We start from the raw sequence: 16,357 nt of genomic DNA, 5'->3' as shown, positions 1-16,357 counted from the left end.
AATAAAATGCCTGGGAGAGCTGACGTGATCGCCAAATGGGACTTCTGGATCGACCGCGGCGGCACCTTTACCGATGTCATCGGCCGTGACCCGCAGGGCAGGCTGCACCCACGCAAACTGCTGTCCGAGAATCCTGAAGCCTACGCCGACGCCGCCATCCAGGGCATTCGCGATCTGCTCGGACTGAAATCCGGCGTTCCGATCCCGTCCGGCCTGATCGGCGACGTGAAGATGGGCACCACGGTTGCCACCAACGCGCTTCTGGAGCGCAAAGGCGACCGTGTTCTGCTGCTCATCACCAGGGGATTTCGCGACGCGCTGAGGATCGCCTATCAGGCGCGGCCCGACATCTTCGCCAAGGAGATCATCCTTCCAGAGCAGCTCTACGAACGCGTCATTGAAGTCGACGAACGCGTGCGCGCCGACGGCAATGTCGAACGGCTGCTCGACATTGCCGCCTGCCGGCCGGCCATCGAACAAGCCAAGGCCGACGGTATCGACGCCGTAGCGATCGTCTTCATGCATGCCTGGAAATATCCCGACCACGAAAAGGCGGTTGCAAAAGTCTGCCGCAAGCTCGGCTTCGGCCAGGTCTCGGTCAGCCATGAGGTCTCGCCGCTGATAAAGCTGGTTGGCCGCGGCGACACTACGGTCGTCGACGCCTATCTGTCGCCGATTCTGTCGCGCTATGTGCAAAGAGTGGCGGGAGAGCTGGGCGCGGCGCCAGTCTCCCCCCTTGTGGGGGAGATGTCGGCGAAGCCGACAGAGGGGGGCGCTGTCCCGCCAGCATCTCAACTTCCCAGTGACGTCAATCATGACACGAAGCGCCCTACGGCGCCCCCCTCTGCCCTGCCGGGCATCTCCCCCACAAGGGGGGAGATCGGCCAATCCCCTCGCCTCATGTTCATGATGTCGTCCGGCGGCCTCACGGCGGCCGACATGTTCCAGGGCAAGGACGCGTTGTTATCAGGTCCGGCCGGCGGCGTCGTCGGCATGGTCGAGACCGCAAAACTCGCCGGTTTCGACAAAGTCATCGGCTTCGACATGGGCGGCACGTCGACCGACGTCGCCCATTATGACGGCGACTATGAGCGCGCCTTCGACACCGAGGTCGCCGGCGTGCGCATCCGCGCGCCAATGATGCGCATCCATACCGTTGCCGCCGGCGGCGGCTCGATCCTGCATTACGAGGCCGGCCGTTTCCGCGCCGGCCCGGATTCGGCCGGCGCCAATCCCGGCCCGGCTGCGTACCGGCGCGGCGGCCCGCTGGCCGTCACCGACGCCAATGTCATGCTGGGCAAGCTGCAGCCCGACTTCTTCCCGGCCATTTTTGGGCCCGGCCAGAACGAACCGCTCGACGTCGACACCGTGCGCGAAAAGTTTGCCGCGCTGGCCACCCAGATTGGCGACGGCCGCGCGCCGGAGGCAGTCGCAGAAGGCTTCGTCACCATCGCTGTGGAAAACATGGCCAATGCCATCAAGAAGATTTCCGTGCAGCGCGGCTACGATGTCACCGAATATCTGTTGAACTGCTTTGGCGGCGCCGGTGGCCAGCACGCTTGCCTCGTTGCCGATGCGCTCGGCATGGAAGCCGTGCTGATCCATCCCTTTTCCGGCCTGCTTTCGGCCTATGGTATCGGCCTGTCCTCGGTCTTTGCATCGCGCCAGCAGGCGCTGCTCAAACCGCTGTTGGAAGGCTCCAAACCGGCAATCGACGAACTCATCGCAACGCTGCAAAAGGACGTCATCGAGGAGCTCGCCGCGCAAGGAATCGCTGAGGACGCTGTCGCCTCGAAGCCGGTGCTGCAGGTCCGCTATGACGGCACTGACACCGCACTGCCGGTGAATTTCGAGCGCGGATCGATTGAACGGGCCAAAGGCGATTTCGAAACGGCCCACAAGGCGCAGTTCGGTTTCGTCTATGACGACAAGCCGATGATCGTGGAATCGGTCGGCGTCGAAGGCATCGACACCGGCGGCACCGGCCGCGAGGAAAGTGATTCAGTCCTTGAGGGCATCGCCGTAAACCCTGCGGAGAATAGGAAGATCTTCACCGATGGCGCCTGGCGCGACGCCGGTATCTTTCCTCGCGAGACATTGAAACCGGGCAACAAGACCGCCGGCCCTGCTTTGATCATCGAGCCGAACCAGACCATCGTCGTCGAGCCGGGCTGGCAGGCCGAGATCACCGCCAAGAACCATGTGCTCTTGCGCCGCATCGAGAAAAAGCGCCGGCAGGCGGCACTCGGCACCGGTCTCTCCGGGAAGATGGGGGCCGATCCGGTCATGCTGGAGGTGTTCAATAACCTGTTCATGTCGATCGCCGAACAGATGGGCGTGACGCTGCAGAACACCGCCTATTCCGTCAACATCAAGGAACGGCTGGATTTCTCCTGCGCCGTCTTTGACCGCCATGGCGCGCTGGTCGCCAACGCGCCGCACATGCCGGTGCATCTCGGCTCCATGGACCGTTCGGTCGAGACCATCATCCGGCTCAACTCCGGCGACATCCACCCCGGCGATGTCTTTGCCCTCAACGCGCCCTACAATGGCGGCACGCATCTGCCTGATATCACGGTGGTGACGCCGGTTTTTGCAAGCGCTGACCTAATCTCCCCCCTTGAGGGGGAGATGGCCGCAAAGCGGCCAGAGGGGGTCCTCTCAGGAGGCACCTCAACAACGTCGAGCACTGCCGCGGCGACCCCCTCCGGCGGCTTCGCCGCTACCTCCCCCTCGAGGGGGGAGGAAATCCTCTTCTACGTCGCCTCGCGCGGCCACCATGCCGACATCGGCGGCACGGCGCCCGGCTCGATGACGCCGCTCGCCACCACGGTCGATGAGGAAGGCGTGCTGTTCGACAATTTCCGCATCGTCGATCGCGGTCGATTCCGTGAGAAGGAGTTGGAGACGCTGCTCACCGACCATCCCTACCCCGCACGCAATCCACACCAGAACATTGCCGACCTCAAGGCGCAGATTGCCGCCAACGAAAAGGGCGTTGCCGAACTGCGCAAGATGGTCGCGCATTTCGGCCTCGATGTCGTCGAGGCCTATATGGGTCACGTCCAGGACAATGCAGCCGAAAGTGTGCGCCGCGTGCTGGAGCGGCTGCCCGACAGTTCTGTATACGAGTATCCGACCGATACCGGCCAGATCATCAAGGTGAAGATCTCGGTCGACCGGCAAAAGCGTGAGGCGACCGTTGACTTCACTGGCACGTCGCCGGTCATGAAGAACAATTTCAACGCTCCCGAGCCGGTCGCCCGCGCGGCCGTGCTCTATGTTTTCCGCGTCATGGTCGAGGACATGATCCCGATGAATGCCGGGTGTCTGAGACCCATCAACATCATTATTCCTGAGGGTTGCATGCTGAAGCCCGCCTACCCTGCGGCGGTCGTCGCCGGCAATGTCGAGACCTCGCAGCATGTCACCAACGCGCTGTTCGGCGCCATGGGCGCGATAGCCAACGCGCAAGGCACCATGAACAATCTCACCTTCGGCAACAAGAAGTACCAGTATTACGAGACGATCTGCTCCGGCTCGCCGGCCGGCCGGATGAACTCCGGCCGCGGCTTTTCCGGCACCTCCGGCGTCCACACCCACATGACCAATTCGCGCCTGACCGACCCGGAAGTGCTTGAACTGCGTTTTCCCGTCCTGCTCGAGGATTTCCACATCCGCGAAGGCTCCGGCGGCAAAGGCAAATGGAGTGCCGGTGACGGCACCAGGCGCACCATCCGCTTCCTCGAAAAGATGGAGTGCGCCATCCTGTCCTCGCATCGCAACCGCCCACCGCAAGGCCTCGACGGCGGCGGCGATGGCGAAATTGGCTCGACCAAGGTCCGCCGCACGGATGGCCGCGTCGAAGTCCTGAAGGCTTGCGACCAGACAGTGCTCGAGGCCGGTGACGCCGTCATCGTGACGACACCGACGCCGGGTGGGTTTGGCGAGGCCTGAGCCAGCTTCAACAGGTTGTCACCGGCCTGTCATGACCCTGCGCTACCCGCTTGCGGCAAAGCAAACGGGGAATCGCCTTGCCATGACGGACATTTCCGGAGAACTGGTTTTTCGCCGCGGCAAGGAAGTTGGCAAAGCCGTCTACCAGAACCGCCCATTGTCGAAGGCCGGCCTCTCCGAACGGCTCTTCGCCTTGCTGTTTTCCGGCCTTGTCTATCCGCAAATATGGGAAGACCCCGATGTCGACATGGAGGCGATGCAGCTTGGCCAGGGCCACCGCGTCGTCACCATCGCCTCTGGCGGCTGCAACATCCTGGCCTATCTCACCCGGTCGCCCGAAAGGATCGATGCCGTCGATCTCAACGCCGCCCATATCGCGCTGAACCGCATGAAACTCGAAGCGGTGCGCCATCTGCCCTCGCAGGGCGACCTGTTCCGTTTCTTCGGCGCCGCCGAGACCCGTCACAATTCGCAAGCCTACGACCGCTTCATCGCGCCGCATCTCGATCCGGTCAGCCGCCATTATTGGGAGCGCCGCACCTGGCGCGGCCGTCGCCGGATCGCCGTCTTCGACCGCAATTTCTACCAGACCGGCCTGCTCGGCCTGTTCATCGCCATGGGTCACCGCACCGCCAAATTCTTCGGCGTCGATCCGGCCGGCATCATGCAAGCGAAAACCATCGCCGATCAGCGCCGCTTCTTCAACGAGGAGTTGGCGCCCGTCTTCGAAAAGCCGCTGCTGAAATGGGCCACCTCGCGAAAGGCCTCGCTGTTCGGGCTCGGCATTCCGCCGGCCCAGTACGATTCGCTGATCACCTCGGGCGACGGCACCATGGCCAGCGTGCTGAAGGCTCGGCTGGAAAAGCTCGCCTGCGATTTTCCGCTAGAGAACAACTACTTCGCCTGGCAGGCTTTTGCCCGTCGCTATCCCAATCCCGGCGAGGCGGCGCTGCCCGCCTATCTCGAAAAGCGCAACTACGAGACGATCCGCAACAATGTCGACAGCGTCGCCATTCATCATGCCAATCTGATCGAATTTCTCGCCGGCAAGGATGCCGGTTCGGTCGACCGCTTCGTCCTGCTCGACGCGCAGGACTGGATGACCGACGACCAGCTCAATGCGCTGTGGGCCGAGATCACCCGCACCGCGTCCACTCATGCCCGCGTCATCTTCCGCACCGCGGCCGAACCCAGCCTGCTGCCGGGCCGGGTCTCGAATTCGCTGCTCGACCAGTGGAGCTATGCGGACGAGGCTTCGCGCGAATTCTCCGCCCGCGACCGTTCGGCCATCTATGGCGGCTTCCACCTTTATGTGAAGCAGGCCGCATGAGCACGACCGAACTGCCGGCCAGGCACGCCGAACCGCCGGCGGGGCACGGCAAACCGCCGGCCGGGCATGCCGAGCTGATGGACGGCGTCTATCGCTGGCAGCGTCATTTCTACGACCTGACCCGCAAATATTACCTACTCGGTCGCGACCGGCTTATCGCAGGGTTGGATGTACCCGCTGGCGGCACCGTGCTCGAACTCGGCTGCGGCACCGGCCGCAACATCGTGCTTGCCGCCCGATACTATCCCGGCGCCCGCTTCTTCGGTCTCGATATTTCTGCCGAGATGCTGGAAACGGCCAACGCTGCCATGGCCCGCGAAGGCCTGTCCGGCCGCGTCAAGCTGGCGCGCGGCGACGCCACCGATTTCGACGCAAAAGCGCTGTTCGGCCTGACGACCTTCGACCGCATCTTCGTGTCCTACTCCCTATCGATGATCCCCGGTTGGGAAAAGACGGTGTCGGCCGCACTTGCCGCCCTTTCACCTGGCGGCTCGCTGCACGTCGTCGATTTCGGCCAGCAGGAGGCCCTGCCTCGCTGGTTCCGCACACTACTGCGCGGCTGGCTGAGAAAATTCCACGTCGAGCCACGCGAAGCGCTGCGCGACGTTCTGGAATCGGAATCTGCAAGAGTCGGCGCAAGCCTGCGGTTCAGAACGCTTTATCGTGGCTACGCCTGGCTGGCCGTGGTCGGGCAGCGCAGCTAGTCGGGATGTGTTGAAATTCAGATCAGGCCGAGCCGGAGTCGAAGACGGGCAGCTTCGCGCGTCAGGAGCGGACTTGCCATCCCCTTGCCACGCACTTCACGAGAACGAGCTTTGAATCGGATTAGACTAGAGCTGGCGAACGTCTCTTGTGTCTTCCGGCGCGAAAGGCCGACGCTAAACCGAGTATTCTCTTGACTCGTCCGGGCTTCCCGGTGCGGTCGCGCCGTTTGCAAACATCGGCTCTCCAACAGCGACGGGGATTTTTGGCGATCGCAATGCAACTCAACCAAATATTGCGACTTGCCACGCGGAGCAGCTGGAAATTTATCCTGCCCTCCTTCTACAAAACGCGAGAGCAAGCCATGATGGGCTAGTCGTATTCAGCGCGAGACCGCTATCCTAGGAGGAGCGAAGCGGCCAAATGCGTAACTGGGTGACAAAGTTCTGGCGCTCGCTTTCTGCCGGCGGCCTCGTCGTGGGCACGCTGTTCTTCGTAGCTTCTCTTACGCCGACCCTTGTTCCTCGAACCTATCTGACCCAGGGCCTGCTCTCCGGGGCATGTTTCGCCGCCGGATACGGCATCGGAGTCGCGTGGCGCTGGCTGTGGGCCTATATGGAGCTTCCGGAACCGCGTGAGCGGTTCCTGCTTGCTCTCAAGATCGCCGTCGCTGCCATTTGCGCAGCAATCGCCATCTTGTTTTTATGGTGGGCAGCGGAATGGCAAAATTCAATCCGTCAACTGATGCACCTCGAACCCGTGACGAGCGCGCATCCGCTTGAAGTCTGCGTCATCGCGATCGTCACGTTCCTGATGCTCATCGCGCTGGCCCGGCTCTTCAAACGCATCTCCCGTTCGATTTCAGAAAGGTCGGGCCGCTTCGTCCCCCGCAGGGTTTCGAATGTAATCGGTTTCACTGTCGCGATACTGTTGTTCTGGGCGATCACAAATGGCGTGCTCGTCCGCTACGCGCTCTATGTCGCCGATTCGTCCTTCGCAACGCTTGATGCCCTTGTCGAACCGGATCGAGCGCAGCCGACACCTCCGCTCAAGACCGGCAGTGCCGCTTCCCTCGTCAGTTGGAAAGAACTTGGACGGGCAGGACGAGAGTTCATCGCGACGGGACCTACCGCTAGCGAGATAAGCACGTTCACGCAAAAGGATGCGCGCGAACCCATCCGGGTCTATGTGGGGCTTCGGGCGGCCGACACTGCCGAAGAGAGGGCGCAACTTGCTCTTGAGGAATCAAAGCGCGTCGGTGCCTTCGAACGCTCCATACTGGTCGTCATCACGCCTACCGGAAGTGGCTGGATCGATCCCGCCTCGATGGATACGGTTGAATACCTCCACAATGGCGACGTGGCGAGTGTTGCCCAGCAGTACTCCTATCTGTCGAGCCCGCTATCGTTGCTGGTCGAGCCGGAATACGGCTCGGAAGCAGCAAGGGCTTTGTTTGCCGCAGTCTATGAATACTGGACGACGCTTCCCCACGACAGGCGGCCCAAACTCTATCTGCATGGCCTGAGCCTCGGAGCGATGAACTCCGAGAGATCGGTGGAGCTTTTCGAGATCCTCGGTGACCCTGTCCAAGGGGCGCTGTGGAGCGGTCCGCCCTTTGAGAGCAGAATTTGGCGCAGCATAACGGAGCATCGCAATGCCGGTACGCCCGCTTGGTTGCCGCGGTTCCGGAACGGTTCGTTCGTCCGCTTCATGAACCAGAATGGCGAGACCGGTCCGGCGGACGCGCCTTGGGGTCCCATGCGCATTGTCTACCTCCAATATGCCAGCGATGCGATTACGTTTTTCGATTATCGCGACTTCTATCGTCGTCCCGAGTGGATGGACGCTCCACGCGGCCCGGACGTCTCGCCGGAACTGCGGTGGTATCCAGTAGTATCGATGCTACAGTTGGCCTTTGACATGGCCGTCGCGACCAATACGCCGATGGGCTATGGTCATGTCTTTGCGCCCGAACACTACGTCGACGCGTGGCTCGCGGTGACTGATCCACAGGGCTGGTCTGCCGACCAGATCGCGCGATTGAAGCAGTATCTTGCCGCTCGCGGCAGGATGTGATCGCTGCCTGCCACGACTGCGTTAATGCGGGCGGTTTGCTTACGAAAGTCTGCACATTGGCATTCGACTTTGGCTTTCCACACGACATAGGAGATCCTCATCATGTCGGACAAACCTAAAAGGGCCTCGATCGCCGGGATATAATTGTAGCATCCATTGCCTCGGTAGGCGCGGCGGCCGTCTTCGCGGCCGATGCTGGTTCTGCGAACGCCCAGGACTCAGCGGCTTCATCTGTTAGCCCGATACCGGGTGCGTCATCAGCAACGGTCTATACCGGCGATGTGATCCAGGGGAAAAAAGTCGTCAGCGTGCTCGACGTCAAGGACCTGGAGCCCGGCAAGAAGCATTTTTTGTATTTTCAGGGCGCGCAGATGCCCACCGGACAGCACTGGCATGTGTCTGTGACGGTCGCTAGGGGGGCAAAGCCGGGCAAGCGCGCCGTCCTGGTCAGTGGCGTGCATGGTGACGAGATGAGTTCTGTGCATACGGTCCAGACCGTGATGAACCAACTTGATCCGGCGGAGATGTCGGGCACAGTGATGGCGGTCACGGACGTGTCCCGTCCAGCCATGGAAAGCATGCAGCGCAGATGGCCCAATTCTGGCAGGGGCATTGACCTGATCGACATGAACAGGGAATGGCCCGGCAACGAGAACGGTGCCAGTGCGGCCAGCCGCCACGCCGGTCTCCTGTTCAACCGGCTCCTTCGGCCGAACGCTGACGTCGCAATCGACTTCCATACCGGGACGACCGGATTCGATGCCTCCGCATTCAACATTGGCGACATGGATGTGCCCGAGATCAAGGCGATGCTGGAACTTTATCCAGTGGGCCAGATCTTCGACAATCCTGTGTATCCAAGTGTCCTTCATAACGCGTTTGTCGCCGAGGGTATCCCATCCTTTTGTCCGGAGGTTGGTGCAGCGCGTATCCTCGACCTTGAGATGATTCCCCTGTTCGTTGACGGCACGATGAACGTCCTCAAGCATCATGGCATCCTTGCCGGGCCAATGGGACGCACAGGCAAGGATGTGAATGTTTTTGTCGGCAACAGTGCGTTCCCGATCCTCGCAACCCAAGCCGGGTTCGTCGAGCATCTGGTCAAGCTGAACGACAAGGTCGGACCCGGACAGAAAGTGGCCATTCAGCGTAACAGCTTCGGCGAGGTGGTTGCGGAGTACACCAGCAGCGTGGCTGGAGAGGTGGCGGGTCTGCGCAGCGATACGACGGCCGAGGCCGGCAATACCTTGGTATTTGTCCTTTTCCACAGGGCGGCGACCGAGGGCGTCGAGACTTATCCCGAGTAGTTCACACCCTGCCGAGGGGCTAGGTGATCCTATTGCAGCGCCTTTACCAGCGCTGCCAGCATCGTCTGCGGCCGGTAGCCGAGTTTGGCTGGCGTCAGGCCGAGCCGCACCACCACCAGCTGCTCGGAGGGGATGATGGCGACCGTCTGCCCGTCATGCCCTTCCATCCAATAGGTATCTCCAGGCAGGCCCGCAGCAATGCCGGCGCCGGGGCTCTCCTCGTCGCCCGGCCCCTCGATCCACAACTGACCCCTGCTGTAGACTTTTGAGGCCGGTGCTGCTTCCCGCATCCAGCCGACGAAACCGGTAGGCAGAATCTCCTGGCTTTTCCAGATACCATCCTGCAGCAGGAATTGGCCGAAACGCGCCCAGTCGCGAGCCGTGGCATAGAGATAGGACGAGCCGACGAACGTGCCGTTTTCGTCGACCTCGAACACCGCGCTCTGCATGCCGAGCGGCTCGAACAGTGCAACCCTTGGCCACGCCAGCGCCTTGTCCTTGTCACCGATCGCATCCTGCCACAGCCGCGACAACATCACCGCCGTGCCGCTCGAATAGGAGAACATTTTGCCGACCTCGCCGGTCAGCGGCTTGGATGCGGCAAAGCGCGCCATATCAGGCTCGAGATAGAGCATCCGCGTCACGTCGGCGACGTCGCCATAGTCCTCGTTGAACTCCAGCCCGCTCGACATCGCCATCATGTCGGCGAGACTGATGGTGGCGCGGTCATCCGCTTTCCAGGGTCCGAACAGCCCCTGGTTCGTCATCGCCATCTTGCCGGCTTTCACCACCGTGCCGACGATCGCGGCGTTCACCGACTTGGTCATCGACCAGCCGAGCAGCGGTGTCTTTTCGGAAAAGCCGCTGCCATAGCGCTCGGCGACGATTCGCCCGTTCTTGACCACCACCACCGCGCGCATGCCGGTGCCTGCCAGTGCCGCATCGTCGAGGATATCAGCGATTTCAGGATCCTGCGAGGCGTCGACCCTGTCGCCGTCCGGCCAGAGCGCGTCCAGCGGCGGTGCCGGCGTCAGCGCCGGCCGGGCGACTGCTTCGACCGTAGTAGTGTCGCCATCAGGAACCAAGGTGCAGCCGAGACTGCCGCGAGCGACCGCGACGCTCTTGCCGAACACGCCGAACAGCCCAGCCGAGACCGTGCCCTGCTCCTTGTCGACGAAGATCCTCATCAGCCGCAGCAGCGGATGGCCGGGCGCCTGCACGTCGACGGTGAGCACCTCATTGGCATCGCGTCCGGCGATAAAGACATTCGAGCAGACGATCTTGGCCGTGTAGCCCGAGCCGACGCGGATCAGTTCCGGCGGCGCCAAATACAGCCACGCGGCGAGCGCTGCGGCCGCCAGCACTGCCAGCCCGAGCAGCCATTTCACCCGCCTTAGACCAATCTGCATTTTTCCGACTCCCCCGGAAGCTCATCTATGTCATTGATTTGCCGCCATTGCTTCGGCAAAATCGCGGCTCCTGTCGTGCGCCGTGAACGGAATATCAACCATGATCGGCGATCACTGATGCTTGTCGCCCAAAAGTGCTCAGCGGTTTGGGATAACGACATGCAGAAAACAAAGATTAAAGCGCGTCGAAGAGGCGCGCTTTAAAAATAGAAGCGGTCCTGTGGGGAGATCGCTTGGGGGCACGGTCGAGGGGCCACCTGCAGCAACGACCCATCAGCGGCCGGCTGGAACCGGCTCCAGGAGTAGCGATGCGCCGTTTCGCGGCTTTCATCATGCTGACGTTGCTGGGCGCCTGCTCGACCGTCGACGATCTTGCGCCGTCACTGCCGGGCGCATCGACCGTTGCGGTGCGTGCACCCCGTTTTGACGACTCCGACCCGCATGAGTGGGAAAGCGGCGCTCCGTGGAGTTATGCCGTTCACGGCACCGACGTCTCCAAATACCAGACCTCGGTCGATTGGCCGGTGGCCAGGGCCAGCGGCATTTCCTTCGTTTTCATCAAGGCGACGGAAGGCGGCGATCGCTTCGACGAGTATTTCGACGAGCATTGGAGCCGCACGAAAGCCGCCGGAATTCCGCGCGCAGCCTATCATTTCTACTATTTTTGCACGCCGGCCGCCACGCAGGCGCGCTGGTTCATCAAGAACGTGCCCAAAGATCGCTCAGCTATGCCGCCGGTTCTCGACATGGAATGGAACCCGCAATCACCGACCTGCAAGCTGCGGCCCGATGCCGCCACGGTGCGCAGTGAGATGAGCACATTCCTTGAAATCGTCGAAAAACATTATGGCAAGAAGCCGATCATCTACACCTCGATCGATTTTTTCGACGACAATGGCCTGTCGGCTTTCCGCGGCTACCCCTATTGGCTGCGTTCAGTGGCAGGCCATCCGCGCGAGAGATACGGCAGCCATCCCTTCACTTTCTGGCAGTACACCGGAACCGGCGTTGTGCCGGGCATAAGGGGCAAGGCCGATATCAATGTCTTCAACGGCTCGGAAGCCGCCTGGAACAAGTGGCTGCGGCAGAACACCCGTTGACAGCGGGCCTGCCGCCTGCTTTTCGACACAGCCAGTGAGGGACGCCTGCAACCGCCGGTAATCTTCTCGGAAGGATGGCGATGCGATTGCGTTTGAAAATTCTCGCGGCGCTGCTTCTGGCTGCCACGGCGGTGCCAGCAGCGGCACAGCAATGCGGCGGCGATTTCGAGGCATGGAAGCAGGGCGTGGCGGCGGAGGCCAAGGCCGCCGGCGTCGGCGCTGCCGGCCTTGAGGCACTGGAAAAGGCCACTGCCGACGACAAGGTGCTGGCGCGCGACCGCTCCCAGGGCGTGTTCACCCAGACGTTCGTCGAATTCTCGAACCGCATGATCTCGCCTCATCGGCTGAAGCAGGGTGCGGCCAATCTGAAGAAATATGCCGATGTTTTTGCCCGCGCCGACCGGGAATTCGGCGTCCAGCCGGCGGTCATCGCCGCCTTCTGGGCACTTGAGACCGATTTCGGCGCAGTGCAGGGCGATTTCCACACACTGAACGCACTGGTGACGCTCTCACATGACTGCCGCCGCCCGCAACTCTTTCGCCCGCAAATCGTTCCGCTGCTGACACTGATCGATCGCGGCGTGGTTCCGGCTGACGTCACCGGCGCCTGGGCCGGTGAAATCGGTCAGACGCAGATGCTGCCTTCTGACTATCTCAACCGGGGCGTCGACGGCGATGGCGACGAAGTCATCGACCTACGCGGCAGCGCACCTGACGTGATCATGACCACGGCCAACAAGATCATGTCGCGCGGCTGGAAGCGCGACCAGCCCTGGATCGAGGAGGTCCGCGTGCCCGACGACTTGCCATGGGACCAGACCGGCCGCACCAATAAGCTGCCGCTGACGCAGTGGGCTCAGTGGGGCGTCACCAACCCCAATGGCACGCCGCTTGCCGACAACGGCCTGAAGGCAGGCCTGGCGCTGCCCATGGGCCGCAAGGGGCCGGCCTTCCTCGTCTACGACAATTTCGACGTCTATCTCGAATGGAACCAGTCCTTCACCTATGCACTGACCGCGGCAAATCTCGCCGCGCGGCTGGCGGGCGCGCCGCAATTCGATCCGCGCAATCCCGAACCCGGCCTCAACGGCGACCAGATGAGGGCCTTGCAGACGAAGCTCGAGGCCAAAGGCTATGACGTGGGCACGGTCGACGGCATCCTGGGCACCAACACCCGCGAGGCGGTCCGCAAGGAACAGAAGCGGCTAGGCTTTCCGGTCGACGGCTGGCCGACACCTGAGCTTTTGGCGAAACTTTAAGCGGATCATCGCCTGGCAAGCAGGAAGTCGATGAAGACACGCAACGCCGGCGGAACCTGCCGGGAGCTCGTATGATATAGGTAAAAGCCCGGAAATCTGGGCGACCAGGCTTCGAGAAAACGGATAAGCTTGCCGGCTTCGATCCACGGACGAACCTGGTATTCCAGCATGTAAGCCACGCCGACCCCGTTCAGGGCCGCCTTGATCATCAGTTCCGTATCATTGACTGTCAGCATGCCATTCACGGTTATCTCCAGAGCGCGTTGGCCTCGCGCGAACTCCCACCGGTAGATGTTGCCGCCGCTGGGCCACTGGAAATTGATGCACTGGTGATGATGCAGGTCGGCAGGATGGCGCGGTACAGGATGATCCTCGAGATAGCCGGGCGCCGCCACCGCGGCCATCTCCAACTCCTCGCTGAGTTTCACCGCCACCATGTCCTTATTCAGCCGCTCGCCAAGCCTGATACCGGCATCGAAGCGTCCTTCGACAATATCGGCCAACATGTCGTCGACGATTATGGTGAGGGCAATATCCGGATAGGCGCGCCGAAAATCACCGAGTATGGGAGCGATGAAACGCATGGCGGCGATGCGTGGAACGTTGATGCGCAACGAGCCTGCCGGTCGATCGCGTGATGCACGCGCGTCGGCGATAGCCCCTTCGAGTTCGCTGAATGCCGGCGCGAGGCGGGCAAACAGCGTTTCGCCTGCTGCGGTCGGCGACACGCTGCGGGTCGTGCGGTTGAGCAGCCGGACACCGACACGCTCCTCCAGTCCGCGTATCGTCTGGCTAAGCGCCGGCGGCGATATCCTGAGCCTGGCCGCGGCGCGGACGAAGCTGCCTTCCTCGACGATCGCTGCAAATGCGTTCAGCTCGGAGAACTCGGACCCTCGCATTATGTACCCCAGACTTAACAAGCCTATTCGATAATAGGCTATTATCTGAGCAATAGCATGCCCCTAACTTCGACGTGGGACCGCCGCTCGATTTGGAGCGGCCGCAGCCAGACGAGAAAAGGACAGCAGCTATGTATCATTCGCTCAAAGGCAAAACCGCGCTCGTAACCGGCAGTTCGCGCGGCATCGGACGCGCCATCGCCGAGGGCCTCGCGGCAAACGGTGCGGCCGTGATCGTCAATTACGTCGGCAACGAGAAGGCCGCCCAGGAAGCCGTCGCCGCCATTCACGAGAATGGCGGAAAGGCCGTCGCCATTCGGGCCGATATCTCCAGTGTTTCCGACATAAGCCGGCTGTTCGATGAGACCGAAAGGCAGATGGGGACGATCGACATCGTCGTCGCCAATGTTGGCGTCGCCGTCATCAAACCGTTGGTCGAGGCCACCGAAGCCGATTTCGACTATGTCTTCGACGCGAACGCCAAAGGCACCTTCTTCACCCTTCAGGAAGCGGCGCGCCGCGTGCGCGACGGTGGCCGCATCATCGCCGTCTCCACCGGTGGAACAAAAATGTTCTTCACGCAGACGGCCCTTTATCTCGGCAGCAAAGGGGCCGTCGAACAGTTCGTCCGCGTCCTCTCGCGCGAGCTCGGACCGCGCGGCGTCACTGTGAATGCACTTTCGCCAGGCTTTACCGATACCGACCTGCTGCCCGAGCGGGATCGCGCGATCGCCGCCGGCATGTCGCCTTTCGGCAGGATCGGAGCGCCGCGCGACGTTGCCGATGTCGCGGTTTTCCTCGCCTCCGATGAGGCCCGCTGGCTGACCGGCGAGAACATCCAGGCCGGCGGCGGCGTAGCCTGACCTGCGTATGGCCTAATCCGCCATCGTCTCCAGGCTTGCGAACCCCTGCGGCGCGTCGCCTTCGTCGAACGGCGTCGTCACCTCGACAAACGTGTCGGGATAAAAGCCGTTGAACCGGGTCCTCAGCGACAGCGAATAGGCGCCGATATGGCCGATCTCGATCCAGTCGCCGGTATCGACCGTTTCCGGCAGCCAGAACGGCCGCGACAGGATGTCGACGGAATCGCAGGTCGCGCCGCACACCTTGAACGGCACGATGGACTTCTCCTCGCCATTGCGTGAGCGTATTGCCGGGTCCGGAATAAAGCGCGCCGGCAGCGTGATCTTGCCGGTCCATGAATCCGACAGCGACGCCCAGATGCCGTCATTGATGTAGAGCCGCTTGCCCTTGCGCAGCAGCACCCGCACGATCAGCGATAGGCAGCGCGCCACGATCACCCTGCCCGGCTCGGCCACCAGTGGCATCTGGTCGAACTGGTATTCCTTCAGATCGCCCGACAGCCGTGACATGATCTGGCCGAGCGACGGCATCTCGATCTGCTTGCGGTTGGGATCGTGGCCGTACTCGGCCGGAAAACCGCCACCGACATCCAGCCCGGCAATGTCGAAGCTGACGCGGTTGCGCACCCAGTCGGCCGAGGCCAGCGCCCGCTCATAAGTGTCGGGATCCTCGATCTGGCTGCCGACATGGAAGCACAGCCCGACCTTGTAGCCCGTCCGGTTCAGCCGTTCGGCCAGCTCGACTGCATTGGCCGGTCCGGCGCCGAATTTTTTCGATAACTCGTAAGCAGCCGATCCTTTCGTCTGGATGCGCACGAACACGGTGATCGCGCCCGGATCGATATCGAGCGCCCGCACCACGCGGGTCAGCTTGGTGATCTCGTCCTCATGGTCGAGCGAGATGACGCGGATGCCATATTTCTCCAGCGCCAGCTTGATATCGGACTGTGCCTTGACCGGATGCATGTAGAGCATCTCGGCGTCGGGCGAGACGGCGCGCACGGCGGCGAATTCCCCGGGCGAGGCGACGTCGAAAGCGCCGACGCCGGCCTCGACCAGCGTCTTCAGCACGATCTGCTCGCCATTGGTCTTGACCGCATACGCGGTCTTGCCGGGAAACATCCCCATGAACTGTCTGGCGTCCGCCTTCAGCACCTGCGGCCGGAAGCAATAGATCGGATCGTCCGGGCGAAGCGCCAGCGCCGCTTCGCGGGCATTTTCGAATCGCTGCATGGACGAATCCCTTGACCTAGACTGCGCACAATTAATCCAACCTATGCGTGAATGAAAACAATTCTATGTCTCGTATCCCTTACGCTGCGGCGCTACGCCGGATGACAGGCCAGAAGACAGGAAAGCTAGCCCACCGATCTTGTTTCGGGTGGCCCTTGCGCTCGAACAGGATATGACCTGAACAGACGCCTGATTGGCTTGGCATTCAGAGCTATCTGGGAG

11 protein-coding genes are annotated in these 16,357 nt (G+C 62.0%); 8 read left to right on the top strand and 3 right to left on the bottom strand.

Going from position 1 to position 16,357, the window contains the following annotated elements:
* Positions 1 to 24 precede the first annotated feature (24 nt).
* The 5 genes from ABID19_RS04130 to ABID19_RS04110 all read left to right on the top strand — a co-directional run bounded on the left by ABID19_RS04130 (position 25) and on the right by ABID19_RS04110 (position 9,372).
* Positions 25 to 3,957 (top strand): hydantoinase B/oxoprolinase family protein, encoded by a 3,933-nt coding sequence (locus tag ABID19_RS04130; protein ID WP_354488153.1) that lies wholly within the window; start codon positions 25 to 27, stop codon positions 3,955 to 3,957.
* Between the two features lie 31 nt (positions 3,958 to 3,988).
* Positions 3,989 to 5,287: a BtaA family protein gene (locus ABID19_RS04125; protein ID WP_354488151.1), complete on the top strand. Its 1,299-nt coding sequence runs from the start codon at positions 3,989 to 3,991 to the stop codon at positions 5,285 to 5,287.
* Positions 5,284 to 5,991 (top strand): class I SAM-dependent methyltransferase, encoded by a 708-nt coding sequence (locus ABID19_RS04120; protein ID WP_354488149.1) that lies wholly within the window; start codon positions 5,284 to 5,286, stop codon positions 5,989 to 5,991. The genes ABID19_RS04125 and ABID19_RS04120 overlap by 4 nt, the downstream gene beginning before the upstream one ends.
* A 421-nt stretch (positions 5,992 to 6,412) precedes the next feature.
* The gene (locus tag ABID19_RS04115) at positions 6,413 to 8,065 is read left to right on the top strand and encodes an alpha/beta hydrolase (protein WP_354488147.1); all 1,653 of its coding nucleotides are present in this window, start codon (positions 6,413 to 6,415) and stop codon (positions 8,063 to 8,065) included.
* Positions 8,066 to 8,205: 140 nt separating this feature from the next.
* The gene (locus ABID19_RS04110) at positions 8,206 to 9,372 is read left to right on the top strand and encodes a M14 family metallopeptidase (RefSeq protein WP_354488307.1); all 1,167 of its coding nucleotides are present in this window, start codon (positions 8,206 to 8,208) and stop codon (positions 9,370 to 9,372) included.
* A 29-nt stretch (positions 9,373 to 9,401) separates the two neighbouring features.
* Here the strand turns inward: ABID19_RS04110 and ABID19_RS04105 are convergent, their stop codons facing one another.
* Positions 9,402 to 10,781: a serine hydrolase domain-containing protein gene (locus ABID19_RS04105; protein ID WP_354488145.1), complete on the bottom strand. Its 1,380-nt coding sequence runs from the start codon at positions 10,779 to 10,781 to the stop codon at positions 9,402 to 9,404.
* A 308-nt stretch (positions 10,782 to 11,089) separates the two neighbouring features.
* Here ABID19_RS04105 and ABID19_RS04100 point away from each other — a divergent pair, with 308 nt between their 5' ends.
* Together ABID19_RS04100 and ABID19_RS04095 are read left to right on the top strand one after the other, a co-directional pair.
* A complete protein-coding gene (locus ABID19_RS04100) occupies positions 11,090 to 11,881 on the top strand; it encodes a glycoside hydrolase family 25 protein (protein WP_354488144.1) in 792 nt (263 codons plus the stop codon).
* A gap of 80 nt (positions 11,882 to 11,961) precedes the next feature.
* Entirely contained in the window at positions 11,962 to 13,140 is a 1,179-nt protein-coding gene (locus ABID19_RS04095; RefSeq protein ID WP_354488143.1) for a lytic murein transglycosylase, read from the top strand.
* A gap of 5 nt (positions 13,141 to 13,145) precedes the next feature.
* On the opposite strand, the gene ABID19_RS04090 is transcribed toward ABID19_RS04095, so the two are convergent.
* Positions 13,146 to 14,039, bottom strand: coding sequence for a LysR family transcriptional regulator (locus ABID19_RS04090; protein WP_354488142.1), 894 nt, complete (start codon positions 14,037 to 14,039; stop codon positions 13,146 to 13,148).
* Between the two features lie 131 nt (positions 14,040 to 14,170).
* On the opposite strand from ABID19_RS04090, the gene ABID19_RS04085 reads away from it, so the two are divergent.
* Positions 14,171 to 14,902: an SDR family oxidoreductase gene (locus ABID19_RS04085; protein WP_354488141.1), complete on the top strand. Its 732-nt coding sequence runs from the start codon at positions 14,171 to 14,173 to the stop codon at positions 14,900 to 14,902.
* Between the two features lie 12 nt (positions 14,903 to 14,914).
* Here ABID19_RS04085 and ABID19_RS04080 read toward each other — a convergent pair whose 3' ends face one another.
* Complete coding sequence (locus tag ABID19_RS04080; protein WP_354488140.1) at positions 14,915 to 16,135, bottom strand: alanine racemase; 1,221 nt, start codon at positions 16,133 to 16,135, stop codon at positions 14,915 to 14,917.
* Positions 16,136 to 16,357 lie beyond the last annotated feature (222 nt).

Origin of the sequence: Mesorhizobium robiniae, assembly GCF_040545535.1 — a bacterium.
In the GTDB taxonomy this organism is placed as follows: domain Bacteria; phylum Pseudomonadota; class Alphaproteobacteria; order Rhizobiales; family Rhizobiaceae; genus Mesorhizobium; species Mesorhizobium robiniae.
This window is presented reverse-complemented; position numbering and strand designations above follow the sequence as displayed.

What these genes read in the sequence shown, in the direction of transcription:
- ABID19_RS04095 (WP_354488143.1), top strand. Translation starts at nt 11,962, where the DNA reads ATGCGATTGCGTTTGAAAATTCTCGCGGCGCTGCTTCTGGCTGCCACG.
- ABID19_RS04120 (WP_354488149.1), top strand. Translation starts at nt 5,284, where the DNA reads ATGAGCACGACCGAACTGCCGGCCAGGCACGCCGAACCGCCGGCGGGG.
- ABID19_RS04125 (WP_354488151.1), top strand. Translation starts at nt 3,989, where the DNA reads ATGACCCTGCGCTACCCGCTTGCGGCAAAGCAAACGGGGAATCGCCTT.
- ABID19_RS04085 (WP_354488141.1), top strand. Translation starts at nt 14,171, where the DNA reads ATGTATCATTCGCTCAAAGGCAAAACCGCGCTCGTAACCGGCAGTTCG.
- ABID19_RS04105 (WP_354488145.1), bottom strand. Translation starts at nt 10,781, where the DNA reads ATGCAGATTGGTCTAAGGCGGGTGAAATGGCTGCTCGGGCTGGCAGTG.
- ABID19_RS04100 (WP_354488144.1), top strand. Translation starts at nt 11,090, where the DNA reads ATGCGCCGTTTCGCGGCTTTCATCATGCTGACGTTGCTGGGCGCCTGC.
- ABID19_RS04080 (WP_354488140.1), bottom strand. Translation starts at nt 16,135, where the DNA reads ATGCAGCGATTCGAAAATGCCCGCGAAGCGGCGCTGGCGCTTCGCCCG.
- ABID19_RS04090 (WP_354488142.1), bottom strand. Translation starts at nt 14,039, where the DNA reads ATGCGAGGGTCCGAGTTCTCCGAGCTGAACGCATTTGCAGCGATCGTC.
- ABID19_RS04115 (WP_354488147.1), top strand. Translation starts at nt 6,413, where the DNA reads ATGCGTAACTGGGTGACAAAGTTCTGGCGCTCGCTTTCTGCCGGCGGC.